This is a genomic window from Methylobacterium aerolatum, from assembly GCF_022179085.1.
Lineage (GTDB): Bacteria > Pseudomonadota > Alphaproteobacteria > Rhizobiales > Beijerinckiaceae > Methylobacterium > Methylobacterium aerolatum.
In genome coordinates this window covers 74,770-94,012 of record NZ_BPQE01000031.1, presented here as the reverse complement: position 1 = coordinate 94,012, position 19,243 = coordinate 74,770, and the positions used below count along the sequence as shown (strand labels likewise).

General features: G+C 65.2%; 22 protein-coding genes and 1 tRNA gene. 13 read left to right on the top strand and 10 right to left on the bottom strand.

Annotation, left to right across the window (positions count from 1 at the left end):
* Positions 1 to 39: 39 nt before the first annotated feature.
* The 6 genes from leuC to MFF06_RS19380 all read left to right on the top strand — a co-directional run bounded on the left by leuC (position 40) and on the right by MFF06_RS19380 (position 5,065).
* The gene (gene leuC, locus MFF06_RS19405) at positions 40 to 1,452 is read left to right on the top strand and encodes a 3-isopropylmalate dehydratase large subunit (protein WP_238207043.1); all 1,413 of its coding nucleotides are present in this window, start codon (positions 40 to 42) and stop codon (positions 1,450 to 1,452) included.
* Positions 1,453 to 1,545: 93 nt separating this feature from the next.
* Positions 1,546 to 1,630: transfer RNA gene (locus MFF06_RS19400), tRNA-Leu, on the top strand.
* A gap of 86 nt (positions 1,631 to 1,716) precedes the next feature.
* Positions 1,717 to 3,300 carry a tyrosine-type recombinase/integrase gene (locus MFF06_RS19395; RefSeq protein ID WP_238207033.1) on the top strand — a complete coding sequence of 528 codons (1,584 nt, stop codon included), beginning with the start codon at positions 1,717 to 1,719 and terminating at the stop codon, positions 3,298 to 3,300.
* Between the two features lie 35 nt (positions 3,301 to 3,335).
* Positions 3,336 to 3,749, top strand: a complete 414-nt coding sequence (locus tag MFF06_RS19390; protein WP_238207031.1) for a hypothetical protein — start codon at positions 3,336 to 3,338, stop codon at positions 3,747 to 3,749.
* 106 nt (positions 3,750 to 3,855) lie between these two features.
* The gene (locus MFF06_RS19385) at positions 3,856 to 4,368 is read left to right on the top strand and encodes a DUF488 domain-containing protein (protein ID WP_238207029.1); all 513 of its coding nucleotides are present in this window, start codon (positions 3,856 to 3,858) and stop codon (positions 4,366 to 4,368) included.
* On the top strand, positions 4,313 to 5,065 hold the full coding sequence (locus MFF06_RS19380; protein WP_503128741.1) for a DUF8758 domain-containing protein: 753 nt from the start codon (positions 4,313 to 4,315) through the stop codon (positions 5,063 to 5,065). The genes MFF06_RS19385 and MFF06_RS19380 overlap by 56 nt, the downstream gene beginning before the upstream one ends.
* 18 nt (positions 5,066 to 5,083) lie before the next feature.
* On the opposite strand, the gene rnhA is transcribed toward MFF06_RS19380, so the two are convergent.
* From rnhA to MFF06_RS19355, 5 genes are all read right to left on the bottom strand, one after another.
* The gene (rnhA, locus tag MFF06_RS19375; RefSeq protein WP_238207025.1) at positions 5,084 to 5,596 is read right to left on the bottom strand and encodes a ribonuclease HI; all 513 of its coding nucleotides are present in this window, start codon (positions 5,594 to 5,596) and stop codon (positions 5,084 to 5,086) included.
* A gap of 109 nt (positions 5,597 to 5,705) precedes the next feature.
* A complete protein-coding gene (locus MFF06_RS19370) occupies positions 5,706 to 6,440 on the bottom strand; it encodes a hypothetical protein (protein WP_238207015.1) in 735 nt (244 codons plus the stop codon).
* Positions 6,437 to 6,940, bottom strand: coding sequence for a hypothetical protein (locus MFF06_RS19365; RefSeq protein WP_238207012.1), 504 nt, complete (start codon positions 6,938 to 6,940; stop codon positions 6,437 to 6,439). The genes MFF06_RS19370 and MFF06_RS19365 overlap by 4 nt, the downstream gene beginning before the upstream one ends.
* 280 nt (positions 6,941 to 7,220) lie before the next feature.
* Positions 7,221 to 7,778: a recombinase family protein gene (locus MFF06_RS19360; protein WP_238207010.1), complete on the bottom strand. Its 558-nt coding sequence runs from the start codon at positions 7,776 to 7,778 to the stop codon at positions 7,221 to 7,223.
* A 1,155-nt stretch (positions 7,779 to 8,933) separates the two neighbouring features.
* Positions 8,934 to 9,242 (bottom strand): hypothetical protein, encoded by a 309-nt coding sequence (locus MFF06_RS19355; protein WP_238207008.1) that lies wholly within the window; start codon positions 9,240 to 9,242, stop codon positions 8,934 to 8,936.
* 1,085 nt (positions 9,243 to 10,327) lie between these two features.
* Here MFF06_RS19355 and MFF06_RS22840 point away from each other — a divergent pair.
* On the top strand, positions 10,328 to 10,684 hold the full coding sequence (locus tag MFF06_RS22840; RefSeq protein WP_370876601.1) for a cell wall hydrolase: 357 nt from the start codon (positions 10,328 to 10,330) through the stop codon (positions 10,682 to 10,684).
* Between the two features lie 19 nt (positions 10,685 to 10,703).
* Here MFF06_RS22840 and MFF06_RS19345 read toward each other — a convergent pair whose 3' ends face one another.
* Entirely contained in the window at positions 10,704 to 11,039 is a 336-nt protein-coding gene (locus tag MFF06_RS19345; protein WP_238207006.1) for a hypothetical protein, read from the bottom strand.
* A 204-nt stretch (positions 11,040 to 11,243) separates the two neighbouring features.
* Here MFF06_RS19345 and MFF06_RS19340 point away from each other — a divergent pair, with 204 nt between their 5' ends.
* Positions 11,244 to 11,795: a PAS domain-containing protein gene (locus MFF06_RS19340; protein ID WP_306421670.1), complete on the top strand. Its 552-nt coding sequence runs from the start codon at positions 11,244 to 11,246 to the stop codon at positions 11,793 to 11,795.
* Between the two features lie 384 nt (positions 11,796 to 12,179).
* On the opposite strand, the gene MFF06_RS19335 is transcribed toward MFF06_RS19340, so the two are convergent.
* Positions 12,180 to 12,488: a hypothetical protein gene (locus tag MFF06_RS19335; RefSeq protein WP_238206997.1), complete on the bottom strand. Its 309-nt coding sequence runs from the start codon at positions 12,486 to 12,488 to the stop codon at positions 12,180 to 12,182.
* A gap of 197 nt (positions 12,489 to 12,685) precedes the next feature.
* On the opposite strand from MFF06_RS19335, the gene MFF06_RS19330 reads away from it, so the two are divergent.
* On the top strand, positions 12,686 to 13,099 hold the full coding sequence (locus tag MFF06_RS19330; RefSeq protein WP_238206995.1) for a hypothetical protein: 414 nt from the start codon (positions 12,686 to 12,688) through the stop codon (positions 13,097 to 13,099).
* A 98-nt stretch (positions 13,100 to 13,197) separates the two neighbouring features.
* Here MFF06_RS19330 and MFF06_RS19325 read toward each other — a convergent pair whose 3' ends face one another.
* Positions 13,198 to 13,455: a hypothetical protein gene (locus MFF06_RS19325; protein ID WP_238206993.1), complete on the bottom strand. Its 258-nt coding sequence runs from the start codon at positions 13,453 to 13,455 to the stop codon at positions 13,198 to 13,200.
* Between the two features lie 324 nt (positions 13,456 to 13,779).
* On the opposite strand from MFF06_RS19325, the gene MFF06_RS19320 reads away from it, so the two are divergent.
* The 3 genes from MFF06_RS19320 (at position 13,780) to MFF06_RS19310 (ending at position 17,518) form a co-directional block, all read left to right on the top strand.
* Positions 13,780 to 14,391 (top strand): SOUL family heme-binding protein, encoded by a 612-nt coding sequence (locus tag MFF06_RS19320; RefSeq protein WP_238206991.1) that lies wholly within the window; start codon positions 13,780 to 13,782, stop codon positions 14,389 to 14,391.
* A 106-nt stretch (positions 14,392 to 14,497) separates the two neighbouring features.
* Positions 14,498 to 14,950 carry a cupredoxin domain-containing protein gene (locus tag MFF06_RS19315; protein WP_238206989.1) on the top strand — a complete coding sequence of 151 codons (453 nt, stop codon included), beginning with the start codon at positions 14,498 to 14,500 and terminating at the stop codon, positions 14,948 to 14,950.
* A 291-nt stretch (positions 14,951 to 15,241) separates the two neighbouring features.
* Positions 15,242 to 17,518 (top strand): caspase family protein, encoded by a 2,277-nt coding sequence (locus MFF06_RS19310; protein ID WP_238206987.1) that lies wholly within the window; start codon positions 15,242 to 15,244, stop codon positions 17,516 to 17,518.
* Between the two features lie 219 nt (positions 17,519 to 17,737).
* Here MFF06_RS19310 and MFF06_RS19305 read toward each other — a convergent pair whose 3' ends face one another.
* The gene (locus MFF06_RS19305; protein WP_238206985.1) at positions 17,738 to 18,118 is read right to left on the bottom strand and encodes a UCP034077 family protein; all 381 of its coding nucleotides are present in this window, start codon (positions 18,116 to 18,118) and stop codon (positions 17,738 to 17,740) included.
* A 5-nt stretch (positions 18,119 to 18,123) separates the two neighbouring features.
* Positions 18,124 to 18,828: a glutathione S-transferase N-terminal domain-containing protein gene (locus tag MFF06_RS19300; RefSeq protein ID WP_238206984.1), complete on the bottom strand. Its 705-nt coding sequence runs from the start codon at positions 18,826 to 18,828 to the stop codon at positions 18,124 to 18,126.
* 166 nt (positions 18,829 to 18,994) lie between these two features.
* Between MFF06_RS19300 and MFF06_RS19295 the strand changes: the two genes are divergently transcribed.
* Complete coding sequence (locus tag MFF06_RS19295; RefSeq protein WP_238206982.1) at positions 18,995 to 19,243, top strand: hypothetical protein; 249 nt, start codon at positions 18,995 to 18,997, stop codon at positions 19,241 to 19,243.

Below are 19,243 nucleotides of genomic sequence, written 5' to 3'. Positions count from 1 at the left end.
CGCGCGAACCGAGGCCATTCCGTCAAGACAGCCAAGACCATGACCAGCCCCCGCACCCTCTACGACAAGATCTGGGACGACCACGTCGTCGATGTTCAGCCGGACGGCACGAGCCTCCTCTACATCGACCGCCACCTCGTGCACGAGGTGACGAGCCCCCAGGCGTTCGAGGGGCTTCGCGTGGCCGGCCGCAAGGTGCGCGCCCCGCACAAGACGCTGGCGGTGGTGGACCACAACGTCCAGACCTCCGACCGCAGTCAGGGCATCACCGATCCCGAGAGCCGCACCCAGCTCGACGCGCTGGCGCAGAACGTGGCCGACTTCGGCATCGAGTTCTACGACGCGCTCGACCGCCGCCAGGGCATCGTCCACATCATCGGGCCGGAGCAGGGCTTCACCCTGCCGGGCCAGACCATCGTCTGCGGCGATTCGCACACCTCCACCCACGGCGCCTTCGGGGCGCTGGCCCACGGCATCGGCACGTCCGAGGTCGAGCACGTGCTCGCCACGCAGACGCTGGTGCAGAAGAAGGCCAGGAACATGCGCATCACCGTCGACGGCACGCTGCCGCCGGGGGTGACCGCCAAGGACATCATCCTCGCGATCATCGGCGAGATCGGCACGGCCGGCGGCACTGGCCACGTGATGGAGTATGCCGGCGAGGCGATCCGCGCCCTCTCGATGGAGGGGCGGATGACCATCTGCAACATGTCGATCGAGGGCGGCGCCCGCGCCGGCATGGTCGCGCCCGACGCCACCACCTTCGCCTACGTGAAGGACCGCCCCAAGGCGCCGAAGGGCGCGGCCTTCGACAAGGCCCGCGCCTACTGGGAAAGCCTCGTGACCGACGACGGCGCCCACTTCGACCGCGAGGTGCGCCTCGACGCGGCGAACCTGCCGCCGATCGTCAGCTGGGGCACCAGCCCGGAGGACGTGATCTCGATTCAGGGCCGCATCCCCGATCCGGCCGCGATCGCCGACGAGAACAAGCGCCAGTCCAAGGAGAAGGCGCTCGCCTATATGGGCCTGACGCCGGGAACGCCGATCACCGACATCACCCTCGACCGGGTGTTCATCGGCTCGTGCACCAACGGCCGGATCGAGGACCTGCGCGAGGTCGCGCGGGTGGTGGGCGACCGCAAGGTCCACCAGAACGTCTCGGCGATGATCGTGCCCGGTTCCGGCCTCGTGAAGGCGCAGGCCGAGGCCGAGGGCCTGGACAGGATCCTCAAGGCCGCCGGCTTCGACTGGCGCGAGCCCGGCTGCTCCATGTGCCTCGGCATGAACCCCGACAAGCTGCGGCCGGGCGAGCGCTGCGCCTCGACCTCGAACCGCAACTTCGAGGGCCGCCAGGGGCCGCGCGGGCGCACGCACCTCGTCTCCCCCGCCATGGCGGCGGCGGCGGCGGTGGCCGGCCGCTTCGTGGACATCCGCGAGTGGCCACGCGGCTGATCGCAAAGAAGATGGCGGCGCTGCGGAATCGCGATTGACGAAGGCCCGCGCGCCGCCTAAACGAACCCCGTCGCCGGCCAAGGCTGGCGGCGAGCCCAGGTGGCGGAATTGGTAGACGCGCTGGTTTCAGGTACCAGTCTCGCAAGAGGTGAAGGTTCGAGTCCTTTCCTGGGCACCATCAGCCGCCCAACAGGCTGATCCGCAAAGAGTATCCTACGATCAAGGGTTTACGCGAACGCCGACTGTTCAACAGCGGTGTTCAGCATGGCCCTTCAGATGCCCCGGCCGATGAAGCGTAAGGGCACTTCCCACCATCAGCTTGTGCAGCGCCTCCCGGCCGACATCCTCGGCAAGGCAACTGGCTTGCGGCTGACCATCCCCATCGGGGACATCTCCGTCCACAAGGTCATCTCGGCCAAGGACAGGGACATCCGTGTCTCGCTCCGCACCCGAGACCCGCAAGAGGCCAAGGCACGACAGGCACAAGCTGTCGCCTACCTTGAAGCCGTGTGGCGCTCTGTGCGCGAAGGCCCCCGGAGGCTGACGCACAAGGAGACCCTGGCGCTCGCTGGCGAGGTCTATCGCGCGCTTGCCGAGACCCTTGAGGATGATCCGGGCGAGGCCGCCAAGTGGGCTTACATCGAGGCCGACAACGCCCGAGCCGAGATGGGGCAGTACGGTCGCGCCGCCCTCACGATCCTCCCCGAGGAAGAGAAGCGAGCCCGCAGCATTGAGGAGAGGGTAGGGGGCTTCTCCGATGGGTCTCTCGCCCGCCGGGGTCTCGTCATCGACCGCGACAGCCGCACCCGGCTCAACGAACAAGTCCTCACGGCCCTACGGCAAGCGAACCTGCTCCTGATGGCCCGAGCCGGTGGGGACTACACCCCTGACCCTCAAGCGGCACGCTTCCCCAGCTTCCCCGAAACGAAGCCCGAAACGAAGGGCGTCAGCCTCCTCAACCTGTTCGACGGTTACGCCAAGGAGCGCCGTCCCGCTCAAAGCACCGTGGACCAGTGGCGCAAGCACTGTGAGACCTTCATCGCCTTCATGGGGAAGGACGATGCGGGGCAGGTCGTGAAGGCCGATGTCGTCCGGTGGAAGGACAGTCTTGTCGCCGCTGGTGGTGCCCCGAAGACGATCAACGATGCCAAGCTCGCCGCTCTCCGGGTCGCTTTCGACTGGGGTGTAAAGAACGTCCACATCGCGTCCAACCCGGCCGCTGGGGTAGCCGTAGCTCACCGTAAGCGTCCCGATGAACGGATGCTCGGCTTCACTGACGCTGAGGCCGCCACCATCCTCAAGGCCGCATCGGAGAGCACCCGCCCCCCCATTCGATGGGTCCCGCTACTCTGTGCTGCAACAGGGGCACGGGTCGGGGAGATGACACAGTTACGCGGGGAGGATGTGATCGTTCAAGACGGCATCCACGCCCTGCGGATCACGGCTGAGGCTGGCTCCCTCAAGAACCTTGGCTCCGAACGTGTGATCCCCATCCACCCCGCCCTCATCGAAGCGGGCTTCCTGGCCTTCGCAGGCTCACAGAAGGGGCCCCTATTCTACAACCCGACCCGCCGCAGGACTGACGCGAAGAAGCCGCCTCACAAGGTCGTTTCTAAGAACGTAGCCGCGTGGGTCCAGGGGCTCGGTTTGGATGTTGGAAGGGCGCACCGGAAGGACCCATCTCACGCTTGGCGCCACCGCTTCAAGACACTCGCCCGTGCAGCAGGGATCGGAGACAGCGTAGCAGACGCCATCGTGGGCCATGCCCCAGATACCGTGGCGAAAGCCTATGGGACGGTGACCCTTCAGACAATGAAAGACGCAATTGAGCGTATCACTATCTATTAGATGGCAGTTACGTACGCTTGGAGCTTGGGAATTTAATGCATGACCTAATTGTAAATCTCGTTAGCGGCTTAATTGGAGCGCTTGTTGGGGTCATGGGGTCTTTGTTCGTTTACAGCCATGGCTATTTGCGAATAGAGGCGATCGAACGTCGTAAGCAAAAGATTTCGTTGTTGGATGATTTGATGGCCGTGCGCTACGTACTCCAGAATAAAATAATAACATCTGATGAAGCTCGAGATTTTAACAGGGCGATGGCGCGAGTTCCTCATGTCTTCGCCGAACATAAGCCTGTTATCGCGGCATACGATGCGCTTTCGGTCGGAATTTCTGATGATAACTTGATGCGTTTCTTCGAAAGCGTGATCATAGCTTGTGGCCTACAAAAATACTCTGTGTCCAAGTCTCATCTTACCCGAGTGATGACTGTCGGGGCATCGTCCACGACCTAACCGCGTTCAGTAGTGGTTGACTGAAGGGCCACTACGAGTGATCTGCGACACAGATGGACGCTCTTGCCGTCCTCCCCTATCGAGGGGTACGGCGCGGGAGAGGATAGTGCAGACGATTTTCACCATCGGCTACGAAGGGACGGACATCGACCGCTTCGTTGCCACCCTCGTTGACGTAGGTATCGAACTGCTTGTGGACGTTCGAGCGGTGACCGTTTCGAGGAAGAAGGGTTTCTCCAAGAACGGCTTGCGAGCACGTCTGGAAGCTGAGGGCATCGAGTACGTGCATCTCCGTGGCCTTGGCGATCCGAAGCCCGGCAGAGAGGCCGCGAGGGCGGGCCGTTACGATGAGTTCCGCTCGATCTACACTCGCCATCTCGCCACCGCAGAGGCCCGTGACGATCTTGAAGCCCTCGGAACGCTAACTCACGAGCAGGCGACGTGCTTGATGTGCTTCGAGCGTGATCCGAAGGTTTGCCACCGATCCATCGTTGCCCTTGCAATCAGCGACGGTCCTGAGACAGTCTTCGATCTCTACGGAGACATGCCGGGTCGTTACCGCGATGCTTCAATCCGCAAGGGTCACGATCCTCGTCAAGGCTCTCCCGCAGCCGAGTAAGACTTACGGCGAGACTGTCTGCTGTGCCGGAGTAACGGCAGATAGGAAGTGGCTCCGGCTGTACCCGGTGCGTTTCCGTCATTTGAAGGAAGCGAGCTTCTCCCGCTGGGATTGGGTCGAGTTCCAGTACGGACGCCCGAAAGCAGACAAGCGACTGGAGAGTTGTCACGTCTACGAAGAGACCATCAAGACGCACGGTGAGTTGCCGAAACGCGACCGGTCTATGCTGCTCGAACCCATGATCGTCGGCTCCGCCGAAGAGGCGTATCAACGAGGGCAGTCTCTCGCGCTGATCCGCCCTCGGAACACGCGTTTCACCTATCGCGCCAAGAAGACTGCTGACATCGAAGCTGACCGCAACGCTTACCAGCGAGCAGCACGCCAAACCTCATTCTTTGACGCCGAACTCGCAGCCCTTGAGCCTTCACCGTTCGAGTTCAAGTTCCGCTTCGAGGACGCTTCCGGCTCCCACGAGTACCGGAACGGGGACTGGGAAGCGCACGCCATGTTCTGGCGCGAGCGCCAACGAACGAGCGAAGCGGAAGCGCTGCGGTGGATGGACGGGAAGTTCAACGACGACTACCCGCGCGACGGAATGGCGTTCGCGCTTGGAAACATGGCGAAGCGGCCGCAGACATGGCAACTCCTGGGTGTGCTGCGCTTGGATGAGGTGAAGCAGGCTACCTTCGCGTTCTGAACGTGCGGCTCTGGTGAGCTACGACCTCAGCGCCTTCCGTGCTTCCCCGTTGGCGATCTTGTCCACACGCTCGTTCAGTTCGTGACCAACGTGGCCCCTTGTCCACGTCCACGACACGCTCTCGTGCCGCGCTACCGCCAGTTCCAGTGCCTGCCATAGCTCGACGTTCAGCACTGGCTTCCCTGCCGAAGTCTTCCACCCCTTCCGCTTCCAACCGGGCAACCACTCCGTGATACCCTTGATCACGTACTGGCTGTCTCCGATCATCGAGACCACCGCCCCGGGGCTCAAGGCACTCAGTCCCCCAATGGCCGCAGACAGTTCCATGCGGTTGTTCGTGGTGGCCGTATCGTTGCCCTTCACCACCTTCTCGGCCTTCGTCCCCTCGTTGATCAGGATGGCACCCCAGCCACCCGGCCCAGGGTTCCCGATGCAGCCGCCATCGAAGGCTATGGTGATCCGCTTGGGGGCTGGTGCAGACTGATGAAGCTCGGTGTTCGGCACCGTAAGTTCGTTGGTGTCACCTTGCATGAACAGGTAGTTTCCTCTGCTGTGACAGGCACTTGGTGCCCGTTTTCTTTCCCTACATCGTTCAATCTGAACAGGTTTTCGCCTAACGCATTGTCAGATCATCATTTTCTCAAAGGCCCTCGTCATCGTCCGCGAACTCGTCCACGGCCCGTGACGCCCAGTTGCCGCTCCCCTTCAAGCGTTGGAGCGCATCCTCGATCAGTGCGATGATCTCCCCCCGATCAGCAGGCACGCTCGTGCTCTGGAAGGCCGCTGCAAGGTCCGCGATGGCCGCCACCGAACGCTCCACTGCTGGTGTCCGCTCAGGCTCCTGGGGCTTCTCCACCTTCTCAGGCTGTCCCCCACCGATCTGAGCCGCGACCTTCGGGAAGTCCTTCTGCATCCAGCTTCGGATGGTCGTGAACGGCATCCCGAGGTCACGCTCCATCTCACGGTAGGACTTCACCTTCCCCCGCTGTCTCGCCTGTTGCTGGCCCGTCTCGACGTAAACGCGGAACCTCTGACGCTTCTCCGCAGGCTTGAGTTGGAGACCGTGCCGACTGTTGGCATCGGCCGCCTTCCATCGCGCTTCCTGGCGGGTCATCTTCGTGACCGTAGCCTCGATCATCTCCCGACCCAGCGCCTTCAACGCGGTCGCTCGGTGCCACCCGTCCACCAGGATCATGATGCCGTCCACGAGAGCTACCTCTACAGGCGGCATCTCCGTCCCGGCTCTGTAAAGGTGCTGGTAGCTCTCCACCGTACGGGGGTTCAGCTTCTCCCTGATCTGGAAGAACGCATCCATAGCCACCGCGTCGAGGGAGACCGTGCGCAGGCTACCATCCTTCGTAGCTCCGGCGCTCACTTCAACTCCTCCAACGCTTGGTGCATCTCCTGCCGGGCGCTCACCGCCTTCTCCCGATCTCGCTCCTCCATCTTGGCGAGGTGCATCCCCGCGCCCCCGAAGGCGTCAGCCAACCACTGCCCCATCACGGCCACAGCACGCGGCGTCAGGTCCTTGTAAACACGCTTCACCTTGCCGCTCTCGTGGTCGTAGAAGGTGCCCGCGTTCAGGTCGGTAAGTCCCCGAACCCTTCGCACCATCTGCCATCGGAAGGCAGCATCTGAACGAAACCTTCGGGGCTGCTCCCCCTCCATCAGGAACAAGGCAAGCGCCGTCTCAACGACAGCCTTCGCCTCCACGTCCCCGGCTACCTTGATCACCTCATGCGCAGCCTTGCGCTCGTGGCTGTACCCCGTCTCTCCCCGCTCATGGGCCGCAACGATGCCTTTGGCGTGGTTGACTACGGTGGCCCACCGATCCTCCAACTGTGCCCACAAGGGGCTGGTCTCGTTGCGCTTCACCCGTGCCCTCACCAGTCGCCTGTAAGGCCCAAGGGCGGCCTCGGTGACGCCTTCCTGATCAATGGCCCCATGGCGGCGTAGGCGGGTCTTGTGGGCTCGGCAGTACAGGGAAAAGCGTGTCGAAGCGGGCTCACCGCAGCCGGGAGCCCGGCACGTTCGTGTCATCGGAAAACTCTCTCTTTTAGGAACCGTGGCCTGCCAAACAGGGACTGAAGGGCACACGGAAGGTTGTCGTTGAGGGAGGCGACCATCAAGGCCGCTCCTCCCCCTGTTGCTATGTTCAGGCTTGCTTGGCGGGGTTCAGGGCACGATGGACGCTACCCACGCCGATCCCGAGCTTGCTGGCGATCTTCGCCATACTCAGTCCCTCGGCCTTCAATGCCTTGATCTCATCGGCTTTGGCTTGTGCCGTGGGCTTCCTGCCCTTGTACTTGCCAGCGTCCTTGGCCGACTTGATCCCCTCCCGCTGGCGTTCCAGCATCATCTCCCGCTCGAACTGCGCCACGCCCCCGAGGACGTTCAGCATCAGCTTGCCAGTGGGTGTGGTCGTATCGACGCCGAGGTTCACGATCCGCATGGCCACACCCTTGGCCTCCAAGGTCTCGATGATCTTCCCGAGGTGGGTGACGGAACGGGCAAGGCGATCCAGCTTGGTCACCACCAGCGTGTCGCCCTCGCGGCAGAAGTCCACGGCAGCATCAAGCTCCGTCCGCTTGCCGACCGACGACACCTGCTCCTTGAAGATCCTCTCACACCCGAGGGCGGTGAGGTCTCGGACCTGAGCCTCGAACCCGGCCTCCTGATCCAGCGTCGAGGTCCGCGCGTATCCAACGATCATGGCTCAAGTCTCCGTCCAACCATTCCACAAGGGTCTAAGACGTGATGCTCTTGGCCATTCCGAAAGTCAACACCACTCTTCTGGAACAGGAAATGCGGTCCCCTGGAACGCTCCACGAGACCAAGGCCTACTGGAACGTAAGGCTTTGGTGACGCGAAGTGGTTGAACTGGCTCCGGTAGTTCGCACGGAGAGATGGACTTGAGGAACGCGAAGGCGCTGCTGGCCCGTACATGGCGCCTGCTGACGAGCACTCACGAACGTCGAGTGACTTCCGGCTTTGGCCTTGGTGGCTCCCTACTCGGTCTGAAGGTCGGAGGCATGGGCCTCGCGCTCCTCGGGACGGCAATCCCGCTGTTCGGCTGGCTTACCTTCGGCATCCTTGGTGCGCTTGTGGGCAACGTCATCAGTCGGAAGGTCCGCTGGCCTCGCCGCGTACGCCAAAGTCCGAGAGCATGATGTGAAGTGCCGAGGTAGGGACGTCGCACTGATGTCCGGTATGGCTTTCTCGGCCAGCATCGCGTGACAGCCCCATCCCCCCGGCGTCTCCGTGCCACATTAAGCTCCGCACCGAGAGCATGAACGGGCCGGGATGGCGGAAGCACCACGCCGCGTAACGGGGCCGTGGGTCCGCGTAGGGTTCAAGCCCTACCTTCACCACGACACCGGCACTGGGCTTGGCGAACAAGAGGGACGCATCGTTCCTGAGGGCGTCCATCCCACCCCGCCCGATGGTCTCGTACCCTCTCCGGTGCAGCCGGGCGACGTAGCCCTCGGGATAGAACCGCTCAAGTGAAGGCACGGGCCCTCCTGCTCTCCTGGGTCATGGTGTTCTGCTCTCCGATGCGATGGCTTGAAGTCGGCTGACCTCGGGAAGGAGGGGCCTGACATCGAGCCCCCACCCCACCCATCGCTCTATCGGATCGAGGCCACCCCGAGGGGGACAGCAGCGCAATCGGTTTTCATCGATGCCCCCTCGAAAGTTTTCGTCATTCCCGCTGCCCCCCTCTGAGGGTTCTCCTCCCGATACCCGGCAAGGAGGCGCCTACGCATCAAGGACGGCCGTTCTCCCCTATGGGCTGGCAGGGTAGGCCAAAGGCGCTGACAGCCGCTGTTGAGCGCAGCCCGGCATCCAACAGGCATTGGGGACGGCACCTTCAGTTCATCCGGGCTGGCGTTGGGAGCGCACGAAGTTGGTCCATCTGGGTCATCGACAGGAGACGCGCGTAAAGGGCAGTACGCTCCTCCTTGCCGAGACCACCCGCCTCCACCCGCTTGATGATGTCCCGCATCGCTTCAAGCTCGGCCAACTCGTGATCGAGGTCAGCCATCTCCTCAAGGGTGTCGTCTTCCGAGGCACGAAGAAGTTCCCGGTGTTCAGCAACCAGCTTCCTGATCTCTTCGGACATCTCGTCCAGCCTGATCCGCATCTCTGCTCTGGTCATCTCCGTTCCCATCATGATCATGGCTCATCCTTTCGAGAAGGCCCGTGGCCCTCGATGTGAAGCCCCTCAGTGGGGCGGGTTGGAGTTGGTTCGCGCCCATGACCATCACAGGTCAGATCTTACGGCGCAGACGGGGAGGCGAGCCCCCTTGTCCCAGTGGTGGCTTTGACGTGCCGTCCATTACGTGCAACGCGCGCGTGTGAGGCTGACGACACCTCGTCTGGGGGGGCCCGCACCTTCCGAGCCCGCACAGTCGCTCAAGGGGCTCCTGAGGCTACTACAGAGGCGCCGCTCATGCAGGCGCACGGGACGGTGACAGGACCATGTGAACCGTCCCCCATTCCACGAGCATCGAGCCGGTCTCGGTCCACCAGCACCCGAACGGGCGGGGGGCATCAGCGTTCGTGACGGTTTCGGCCCACACCTCCCCCACACCGAGGAGGGATAGGAACAGCGCCCCTCCACCCACTTCGATCTCAGCACCACACACCTCGATCTTAGCCATGAACAGGTCCCCACCAGCCGCGTTGCGTCGCGGGCTATGGCTGTTCTGATCAAGTCATAGCTGAAGATCAACCCAGCTTACGCATCATTAGATCCGCTAAAATGTGCAGGGGTGGAGAGGTTATCGGGGGTGTATACCTCGAAGTTCCGGGGGCTTCGGAACAGTCTGCCTTAAGAGATCCTATCCATCCCTGGAATGATCTTGGTCGCTTTTTTCGGAGATAAGATCTCTACCTTGCGGCCACGGCCACGAACCCCATGCGCCAGCCCTGCCATATCATCGCCCAGAAGTGCCGGCTAAGCTCAACCGTAAGAGGAGCGTGGAGGCAACGAGCAGCCGAGCGCACCTCGTCACAGGAGCAACGCCCAGCTGTATGCAGAGTGTCAGGACGACTTCATCCGTAGGACGCCTCACAATCGTGCTTCTCTGTAGCGGCCTCGGCGCCTGCAATACGATGGACCCTCAGACCACCGGCTCCATTTCAGCGCAGAGAGCTTCCCTGATTGTCAGCGATGCTGAACGCGACTGTCTCGGGCGCGCTATGTACTTCGAGAGCAAACGAGATGACGCCGAGGGCCTGCTGGCAGTCGGTACGGTGGTGATGAACAGGCTTGAAGCCGCGATGTTTCCGGGGGGCATCTGTGCCGTGGTGGGCCAGAAGGGTCAGTTCGCTACCGGGGTGCTGACGAAGCCGATGCAGGAGAAGGACCTCGACAAGGTGGCCGAGGTCACCGATGCCGTCCTCGCTGGCGAGCGGCACCCGAAGGTGGGCAAGGCCATGTACTTCCACACGGCCGGATACCACTTCCACTACAACAACATGCACTATGTGGCCTCCGCTGGGGGCAACGTCTTCTACGAGAAGCTCAAGACCAAAAACGCCACCGGCCAAGGCGGGACGGCATCCGCATCAGCGTCTGTGCAGCCCACCTCGGGTTTCGCGCTCCGGGAGCACTAACGCCCGCATCGGGGGAGCATCAACGCAGACAAGTCAGAAGAAGGCGGTTGACAAGGGCCTCAAGGGCTTGGCCCTGGGGCGTTTGATGGTGCTGCGCGAGGAACCGAACCACAGGTTCATCAACTGAGCCGAGATGCTCGACGGCGGCCCCAACCTGTCGAACGACCAGCAGACCATCGGCTTCGGATAGAACGAACCACTGGGCTCCATCCTCGGCGGTGTAGAACAAGTGGCGTCTCGTTCCCTCGCGAAACGCATCAGTCTTCACGCCAAGGGTATCAGCGATCTGCTGAAGGAGTTGCGCGCTTCGGTGGGCGGGCTGCCGGGGTGCCTGGAACGTCAGCGCATCAACCATTCTGCTCCGCTCCAGACTTCAGCCACAGGTTGCAACTTACCGCCTTTGCCTATCGTTCAAGGCGAAAGTGAAGCGGAACCATCGTCGCCTATGTTGCCTTAGGCTCCGGCAACGTCGGTCTGCCGAGGCACAAGAATGTCGGGTCGCACCGATCAACCACTGCTTTCGTTTACGCCTTAGGCGTTGAGCGCGTCGCAGGTAGGGGTGTGGGAGACGGACTTCGACAACGGTCGTACTCGTGTGGATGGGACCATAGCAGCGCTGTTCGGGATCGACCCTCACGAAGCCGCGATAGGATTGCCATTGGCTCGCTACGTTGATGCGGTGGTTCCTGAAGATCGAACGGCGCTCGAAGAGAAGTTGACCCAAGTCCGCACACTTGGCGGCATGTACGTCATCGAGTTCCGTACTCGGCCAACGCCCACCGACCTGTGCTGGGTCCTTGCGAGGGGGCGCTACGAACGCAATCAGTCCACTGGAGCGATGACCGGCCGGGGCATCATCATCGACATCACCGAGAGCAAGATGGACGGGCAGGCCGAAGATCGCGCCCTGTTCTTCGCCCCACGCGCCGAGGGTCCTTCGCTCAATCACGTTGCAGCCCTCACGTTAGAGGCCAGACAGGAGATTGACGATCTTGGCGAGAAGGAAGGCTCGCCTCTACGGAGGGCCGTTGACGCCCTTCTGTGGGCCGTTGGACGCGCCATCACGGCAGCTCAAGATGGCCTGAAGAGGTCTCGCAGAACCATCAACTGACATGATAGCGAGCTGTTAGCTTCGCATTTCGTTGGCAGGGCAACGGCTTTCACGCAGGCTCGCATCGCCTCAAGAGACGCAGGTCCTGCATAGCGTCCCATCGTCATGCCCAAGGGGAGTGAGTTTACCGCCTCATTCCCATTGACTGCCAGCGCCTCTTACGTTCACCATCACTGTTCAACAACGACAGGACGGCGAAACGAAAAACCCTTTTAAGTCAATCGTTGCGCCTCGCGGACCCCCAGTCCTTTCCTGGGCACCATCAGCCGCCCAACAGGCTGATCCGCAAAACGATATCTCCCATACGCGGCGAAAACGGCATCTGACGGTCCGACCGGATGCCGGGTCTAAGCGAAGTCTCGCCGAACTGGTTCGGGCGATGCGCTATCGCATGACCGCCTCCGCCATCGTCCGCGCCGGGAAGGCCAGGACGGGGGCGACGCCCAGCCGCTGGAACAGCGAGGGCCCGTCGGACCGTCCAAACGTCTCCGACCACGTCAGGGCGACGACGTTGTCGCCATCCGTCGCGGGCGGACCTATCTGCGCGCGCGGCGTCTGCTGGCGGCGGGACCGCGCCCCGATCCACCGCACGACCCGCACGCCCTTGCGCGTGCTCGGCCCGCGACGGGGCTTGGCGACGATGCCCGCCCACAGGGCGATCCGCCGTGGCCGCCGCTTCTCCGCACGTTGCATCACACCCCCTCCACCTGACGATTACTTGACAGACTGAGTTATCAACAGTCGTCGACGCTGCCGTTTGTCGCGCGTCCGGTATTCAAATCCGTTGTCGCACGATTTAGGAAGGGGGCTAGCGATGGAGTGGCGCCTGTCTTGCGCCCAGGTGCGAGGGTGGCGCCCAGCTTGGGCGATTTTGACCAGAGGTTGATGGAATGGGTGGTGAGAAGGAGGTGTTTCTCCGGAGCGAGGGGGTTCAGGAGTTACTGACGCTCACGACCCGCCAGTTCGTCGGGTGGGACGATGCCCTGCGCCGTGTCTCCGGGCAGACGACGGAGGCCGGCGATGCCATGGATCTCTGGCACATCCTGTCGTTCCTGGCCTTGCAGCCGAATCTTCAGGTCGAGAAGAAGCTCGCCTTCGAGAAGATCAAGATCGCCTCGCTGAAACCGGAGACGATCCGCAAATACGTCGCGAAGGCACAGCGTCTCGGCTTCATCGCTACGATCGAGTCCCGGGGAACCCGGCATATTCAATTGACCCAGACTGGTATCGCCGTCGTGGCCGACACGATGCGAAGCTGGGTCGAGGATTTCGGACAGATCCAGCAGCAATACTTTCCGCGCTGAGGCAACCGTCCGCAGAGGGCGTCGCCGCTGCCGTCATCGCGAGCGCAGGCAAGCTGACGACGGGTCAGCGCAACGATCCGTACTGGACAGGATCGGCGTTAGACGCTCAACGGTTCGGCGTTGCCCAACAGAACGTCGCGGACCGGCCGATACCGCTTCGATTCGGCCTTCGCGGCGGCCAGAACGATGCGGGCGGCGCGCTTGGCGTTGGCGGCGCGCAGGTCGGCCTTCGGCAACCCGTCGAGCCGGGCAGCCTGCGCCAGCCGCCGAAAGTGACGAATGTTCGCCAGTGCGATGGCTCGCCGGTTGGCGAAGCTATCGACGATGGCCTCTGCTGAAAAATCGAGGGACGACATCTTCTGACCCGATCGATGGACCGCGCCTGTTCTGTTGAGAAACAACAGATGGAGGCACGGGGCAACCGGGGCAATATGCGGACCGGTGAGATTTCACACCGCCGGTTACCCATTCGTGCCGAATTGCTCCGAATTGGACCGTAAAGCCTCCGGCGATTCATCGTTTGTCAGGGTAGGGAACAGAGCTATCCCCGGCGTCCGTCCCACAATGGGACAGTACAGCCACGCTCGATCGCAATGATTCGGCGGAGGGCGGAGGGCGGAGGGCGGAGGGCGGAGGGCGGAGCCCTATATCTCGTCCGGTCGAAGGAGGATCCCGCGCTCATGGGTGCGATCGTGTATTATCTCGTCACGGTGCTCGAATCCGTGCTCGGCGTGTTCGGCGTCCGCACGCTCTACGAGCAACCGCCCTACGCCGTCGTGCAGCGCCTCGATTCCGGCGTCGAGATCCGCGCCTATGAGGGACGCGTGGCGGTCGAGACGGAAGCGCGCGGGCAGGGCGACGGCGAAGCCTTTGGTCGGCTCTTCCGGTACATCACCGGCGCGAACCGCACCGGCGGCCGTATCGCCATGACCGCCCCCGTCGAGGCCGGCGGGCGGCGCATCGCCATGACCGTGCCCGTGGAGCAGGGCGAGGGCGGCACCATGCGCTTCTTCCTGCCGAAGGAGGTGGCGCGAGCCGGCGCACCGGAGCCGACCGAGCCCGGCGTCCGCGTGGTCTCCATTCCGCCCGAACACATCGCCGCCCTGCGCTTTTCCGGCCGCATGACCCCAGACGTCAGGCGGGAGGAGGAGGCGCGCCTCATGGCATCGCTGAAGGCCGCCGGAAGGGCGAACGACGGCCCGCCCTTCTTCATGGGTTACGACCCGCCCTTCGCGATCCCGTTCCTGCGGCGGAACGAAGTGGCCGTCCGGCTGACGCCACCGGCCTCGTAAGGCGCCGCCTCTCGTGGAAGGGGAGGGCGAGTTGCCGCGCACAGGAACCCGACCCGCCGGCCTGTCTTACCCCGCGACTGCCGATGGGCGAGAGAGAGCGGACGCAATGCGACAGACGTGGACGACGACCGTGGCCGGACTGGCCCTCGCGCTCGCCGCCTCAGGCCCGGCGACGGCCAAGCCACCCGGTCCGCCCTCGACCGACGCCGTGCCGCCCATCGAACTCACCATTACGATGGACAACGGCAAGCCGGTCTGCGCTCCGGCGGAGCTGCTCGTGCCTGCCAACGCCGATATCGTGCTCCACATCGTGAGCGAGGCGGACCGCCCGGTGACGCTCACGATTCCCGGCCAGTTCTCCAACGGCCTCGTGGAACATGCCGACGGCGACCTCGTCCACGTGATGAGCGAGGAGGGCTACCTCGTGAAGCAGAAGGGCCAGGGAACTTTGCGCCTGCGCAGCAAGGCTCCCGGCCAGGACGAGTATGCCTGCACCAGCACGGCGAACCAGAGCGAGCCGTTCAAGGGGCGCTACGTCCGCAAGGAGGCGGCCAAGTAGCGCCCGGCGTCTCACATTGTCGCGAGTACAGCGTCGGTCCCCCGCGCGATCAATCCTGTCTTCGCGCAGCCCGAACCGGGACGACGACGCTCTTGTTTTTCACCAAAAGAGAGCTCGCCGGCTCGGCGAGATGAACGCACGCTAACGGGCTCGTTCAGCCAAGCGGCGGAGCAGCATCCGCATGGTCCCATCGATGGCCGCGCGGATGCCGTATTTGGACATTCAAGCGGCATCTTTCGAATCCGGGCTCGACCGTCTCCCGGCGGTCGAACCCGGCGAGGGACACCGCCGATGCGTTTTCACAGTGCCTTCCGGACGATCGCCTGCGCCCTGACCCTCGCGGCTTTCGCACTGTGCGCGCGGGCCGAGGCCGCCGAGAAGCGGATCGCCCTCGTGGTCGGCAACGCCGCCTACACCGCCGGCCCCCTGGCCACGCCCGCGAACGATGCCGGGCTCGTCGCCCAGACCCTTCAGGCGGCCGGGTTCGATGTGATCGGCGCGCGCGACCTCGGGGAGGACGCCCTGCGCAAGGCGCTGCGCGACTTCGTGGACAAGGCGGCCGCCTCCGGGCCGGACACCGTCGCTTTCCTCTATCTGTCGGGCTACGGCCTGCAACTCGAGGGCGAAAACTACTTCGCGCCGATCGACCTGCGGGTCTCGACGGCGGCCGATATCGGCCTGCGCGCCGCCCGCCTCTCGGACTACGCCAAGAGCCTCGCCGCGCTTCCGCTGAAGGCGCGCTTCATCGTCCTCGACGGCGCGCGGCAGGCGCCCTTCACCGTGCCCGACAAGCCCCTGGCGGGCGGCCTCGCCCTGACCGAGGCGGAGCCCGGCAGCCTCATCGCGTTCAACGCGGCGCCCGGCACCGTCGGCCCGGAGGAAAAGGGCCCGTACGGCGCCTATGCGCAGGCGCTGGTGGAGATGATCCGCGAGGGCGGCCTCAAGCCCGGCCCGCTGTTCGACCGCGTTCGCCTGCGCGTCGATGAGGCGACCAAGGGCGCCGAGGTGCCGTGGGATTCCGACCGGTCCGGCGACTCCGTGGTGTTCCTCGAACGCGCGGCCGACGCGCCCCCGGCGGGCGAGCCGGACAAGGTCGCCTCCCTGCGCGACCGCCCGCTGCGCGACCTCGGCGCCCGCGACGCCTACGCCGTCTGCCTGGAGCGCGACGACCTCAACCATTACCAGGACTTCGTCGCCACCTATCCGAACGACGCCCTGGCGCGGCGGGTGCGGGCCCTGATCGCGGCCCGGCGCGAGGCGCTGGTCTGGCGCCGGACATGGCTCGTGGGAACGCCGGACGCCTACTGGTCGTACCTTTCGCGCTATCCCCGCGGCCCCCATGCCTGGGATGCGCGCCGCCGCCTCGCGTCGCTCGCCGCCGCCTACGATCCGCCGCCGCGCTACACGGCCCTCGTCTACGACGTGCCGCCCCCGCCGCCGGAGGAGATCGTCTACGTCGAGCGGCCATACCTGTATCTCGACGATCCGGTCTACGCCCTGCCGCCGCCTCCGCCGCCGCCGGTCTTCTTCCTGCCGCCGCAGCCGGCCTACCTCGTGGCGCTCGCGCCGCCGCCGCCGGTCTACGGTGTCTACGTGCTGCCGTCGCCGCCCCTCGTCGCGGTGCCGGCCTACGTCTCGGCGCCGGCCTACGTCGCGCCGCCTCCGAACAACGTCGTCTTCCAGAACATCCACAACACCACGGTGATCGAGCAGATCAACCGGCAGGCCGTGGCCGCTCCGGCGGCGGCGGGGATCGGCGGCGCCGTCGCGGGTGCGGCCCTCGGCGCGGCGGTGTCCCGCGTGGCCGTACCGGCGGGACTGCCCCAGCCCGCCGTGGCGGCGCCGGGTGCCGCAATGCCGGGCCGCGCTCCCCTCGCCGCCGCCCCGCTGCCCGCAAGCGCGGCGCCGGTCCAATCGTTGCGGGCCATGCCGGGACAGCCGGGACAGGCCGGTCAGGCTCTGCCGCCCGGCCGCGCCGCGCCCCTGCCGCAGGGGGCGCAGGCGCCCTTCGCGGCGCCGCGGGCCCTCGCGGCGAGGCCGAACGCGGCGGCCCCCGTTCCCGGCCAGCCTGGCGGCACGCCCCCCGTCGGCGCACGGCAACCCTTCGCCGGGCGCGCGATACCGAATGGACAGCCGGGCGGCCGGCAGGCCCCGGCCATGGCTGGGCCCGCCGCCGCACCCCGGCCCGCGCCACCCAACGCCGCCGTCATGCAACAGCGGCAAAATGCGATGGCGCAGCGGGCGGCCGCGCAGCAGGCCTTCGCCGCCCGCCAGCAGGCGAACGCGGCGGCGCAGCAGCGGCAGGCGGCCCAGGCCATGCAGGCCCAACGCGCCCAGCAGATGGCCGGCCAGCGCCAGCAGCAGATGATGATGCAGCGCCAGCAGATGATGCAGCAGGCCCCGCGGCCGCAGCCGCACGCCCAGGCTTTCCCGGGACGCCCGATGATGGGGGGCGGGATGGGCCAGCCCCACGCCTCGCCTCCCGCCCCGCGGATGGCTCCGCCGCCGCAGCAACACGGTGGAGGTGGCGGGCGTCCCCACTGCCATCCGGGACAGCCGTGCCGGTAGGGCGTCGCGGAATCGCTGTGGCGGCCGCCTCGCCGTCGGGGCGAGGCCCGGCGCCGGATCGGTCCGGCTTGGATCGCTGCGCTCCTTGGTCTTCGCGCGTGGAGCGATCCGGCGAGCCGCCGCACCTCCGGGAGTTCCGCTGCCGCGGGTCGCTCCGCATCGCGCGCAACGATGGCGGGGCGGGGCGTCGCCTGTTGCCGACGAGACGCCTCCAGGCCGCTACAGCGCCCGCTCCGGCTTGTGCGAGGTGAGCCGCAGGCGCAGGGGCCGGCCGGCGATGGCGCCGCCGAGGCCATCGGTGACGGGGATCGGCAGGCAGCGGGAGATGGCGGCGAGCGATCCGGCGATGAAATCGCGCTGGTCGCCCGCGTTGCCCACGAGCCGGGAATGGCTGATGCGGGGCTGACCGAGGAGCGATCCGTCGCGCTTCAGGCTGAACACCACCGTCACCTCGGACCCTGCGGCGGAGGTGGGGACGGCGCCGAGCTTCGCGCAGTCCCCGAGGATCCGCCACAGCTCCGTGAGGGTGTTGGCGGAGGCGGCATGCGCCGGGGCCGCGCCGACGAGCAAGGCCCCCAGGATCACCGCCCCGCGCCCCATGGCGGTCAGGCCCGTCCGCTCGTCGCGGTCTGGCCGAACATGATCTTCTTCGCGTCCTCGCTCATCGTCTTCCCGAAATCCGGGTTGATCCTGGGCGCGTGGGCGTAGGCCGCCTTGGTACCGGGGCGCTCGGCGATGGCGTGGAACCAGCGCTTCAGGTTCGGATGGTCGTCGAGGTTCTGGCCCTGCTTCTCCCACGGCACGATCCACGGGTAGGAGGCCATGTCGGCGATGGTGTAGTCGGCACCGGCCAAGAACTCCCGGTCGGCGAGCCGCCGGTCGAGGACACCGTAGAGCCGGTTCGTCTCGTTGACGTAGCGCTTGATCGCGTAGTCGATCTTCACCGGCGCGTACTGGCTGAAGTGGTGGTTCTGTCCGAGCATCGGCCCGAGCCCGCCCATCTGCCAGAACAGCCACTGCAGCGTCTCGTAGCGGCCGCACATTTCCTTCGGCAGAAAGCGTCCGGTCTTCTCCGCGAGGTAGAGGAGGATCGCGCCGGACTCGAACAGGCTCATCGTCCCGCCGCCCTGCGGCTCGTGATCGACGATCGCCGGCATCCGGTTGTTCGGGGCGATCTTCAGGAAGTCCGGGTTGAATTGCTCGCCCTTGCCGATGTTCACCGGCACGATGGTGTAGGGAAGACCGGCCTCCTCCAGGAACATCGTGATCTTGTGGCCGTTCGGGGTCGGCCAATAGTACAGGTCGATCATCGCGGATCCTCGCTGGGGGCGCGCGCTCGCGCCGGGGGCTGCGGCGGGGGTGAGGTGGGTCGCGGCGGGGGCGAGATCAAGCCGGGAGAACCGAACGGCGCCGGGGGAATTGTCCCCGCGCCGAGGCCGTTTGCCTGCCTCGGCCGTGAGGAGAGTTGCCTAGCCAATGCCTTGGTTTGCCCTGCGCCCCCGCGATCCCGCCGATCCCCGCTGGCCCCTGCCGGGCCGCGACCGGATCGTCCTCAAGGCGGACGGGCCGGACACGGCCCGGCAAAAGTTCCTGGAAGCCTATCCCAGCCAGCCCTTCGGCAGCCCGACCGTGCCGGTGCCGGATACGGGACTGGGCAGCTTCACCGCCGATCCCGAGGCGCTGGCCGTCGAGGAAACGAGCGAACCACCCGCACCGAAGGAGTAG

Excerpts from the sequence above, each read along its gene's own strand:
- leuC (WP_238207043.1), top strand. The coding sequence starts at position 40 with ATGACCAGCCCCCGCACCCTCTACGACAAGATCTGGGACGACCACGTC.
- MFF06_RS19395 (WP_238207033.1), top strand. The coding sequence starts at position 1,717 with ATGGCCCTTCAGATGCCCCGGCCGATGAAGCGTAAGGGCACTTCCCAC.
- MFF06_RS19390 (WP_238207031.1), top strand. The coding sequence starts at position 3,336 with ATGCATGACCTAATTGTAAATCTCGTTAGCGGCTTAATTGGAGCGCTT.
- MFF06_RS19380 (WP_503128741.1), top strand. The coding sequence starts at position 4,313 with ATGCTTCAATCCGCAAGGGTCACGATCCTCGTCAAGGCTCTCCCGCAG.
- rnhA (WP_238207025.1), bottom strand. The coding sequence starts at position 5,596 with ATGCAAGGTGACACCAACGAACTTACGGTGCCGAACACCGAGCTTCAT.
- MFF06_RS19360 (WP_238207010.1), bottom strand. The coding sequence starts at position 7,778 with ATGATCGTTGGATACGCGCGGACCTCGACGCTGGATCAGGAGGCCGGG.
- MFF06_RS19355 (WP_238207008.1), bottom strand. The coding sequence starts at position 9,242 with ATGATCATGATGGGAACGGAGATGACCAGAGCAGAGATGCGGATCAGG.
- MFF06_RS22840 (WP_370876601.1), top strand. The coding sequence starts at position 10,328 with ATGAACAGGCTTGAAGCCGCGATGTTTCCGGGGGGCATCTGTGCCGTG.
- MFF06_RS19345 (WP_238207006.1), bottom strand. The coding sequence starts at position 11,039 with ATGGTTGATGCGCTGACGTTCCAGGCACCCCGGCAGCCCGCCCACCGA.
- MFF06_RS19335 (WP_238206997.1), bottom strand. The coding sequence starts at position 12,488 with ATGCAACGTGCGGAGAAGCGGCGGCCACGGCGGATCGCCCTGTGGGCG.
- MFF06_RS19330 (WP_238206995.1), top strand. The coding sequence starts at position 12,686 with ATGGGTGGTGAGAAGGAGGTGTTTCTCCGGAGCGAGGGGGTTCAGGAG.
- MFF06_RS19325 (WP_238206993.1), bottom strand. The coding sequence starts at position 13,455 with ATGTCGTCCCTCGATTTTTCAGCAGAGGCCATCGTCGATAGCTTCGCC.
- MFF06_RS19320 (WP_238206991.1), top strand. The coding sequence starts at position 13,780 with ATGGGTGCGATCGTGTATTATCTCGTCACGGTGCTCGAATCCGTGCTC.
- MFF06_RS19315 (WP_238206989.1), top strand. The coding sequence starts at position 14,498 with ATGCGACAGACGTGGACGACGACCGTGGCCGGACTGGCCCTCGCGCTC.
- MFF06_RS19310 (WP_238206987.1), top strand. The coding sequence starts at position 15,242 with ATGCGTTTTCACAGTGCCTTCCGGACGATCGCCTGCGCCCTGACCCTC.
- MFF06_RS19305 (WP_238206985.1), bottom strand. The coding sequence starts at position 18,118 with ATGGGGCGCGGGGCGGTGATCCTGGGGGCCTTGCTCGTCGGCGCGGCC.
- MFF06_RS19300 (WP_238206984.1), bottom strand. The coding sequence starts at position 18,828 with ATGATCGACCTGTACTATTGGCCGACCCCGAACGGCCACAAGATCACG.
- MFF06_RS19295 (WP_238206982.1), top strand. The coding sequence starts at position 18,995 with ATGCCTTGGTTTGCCCTGCGCCCCCGCGATCCCGCCGATCCCCGCTGG.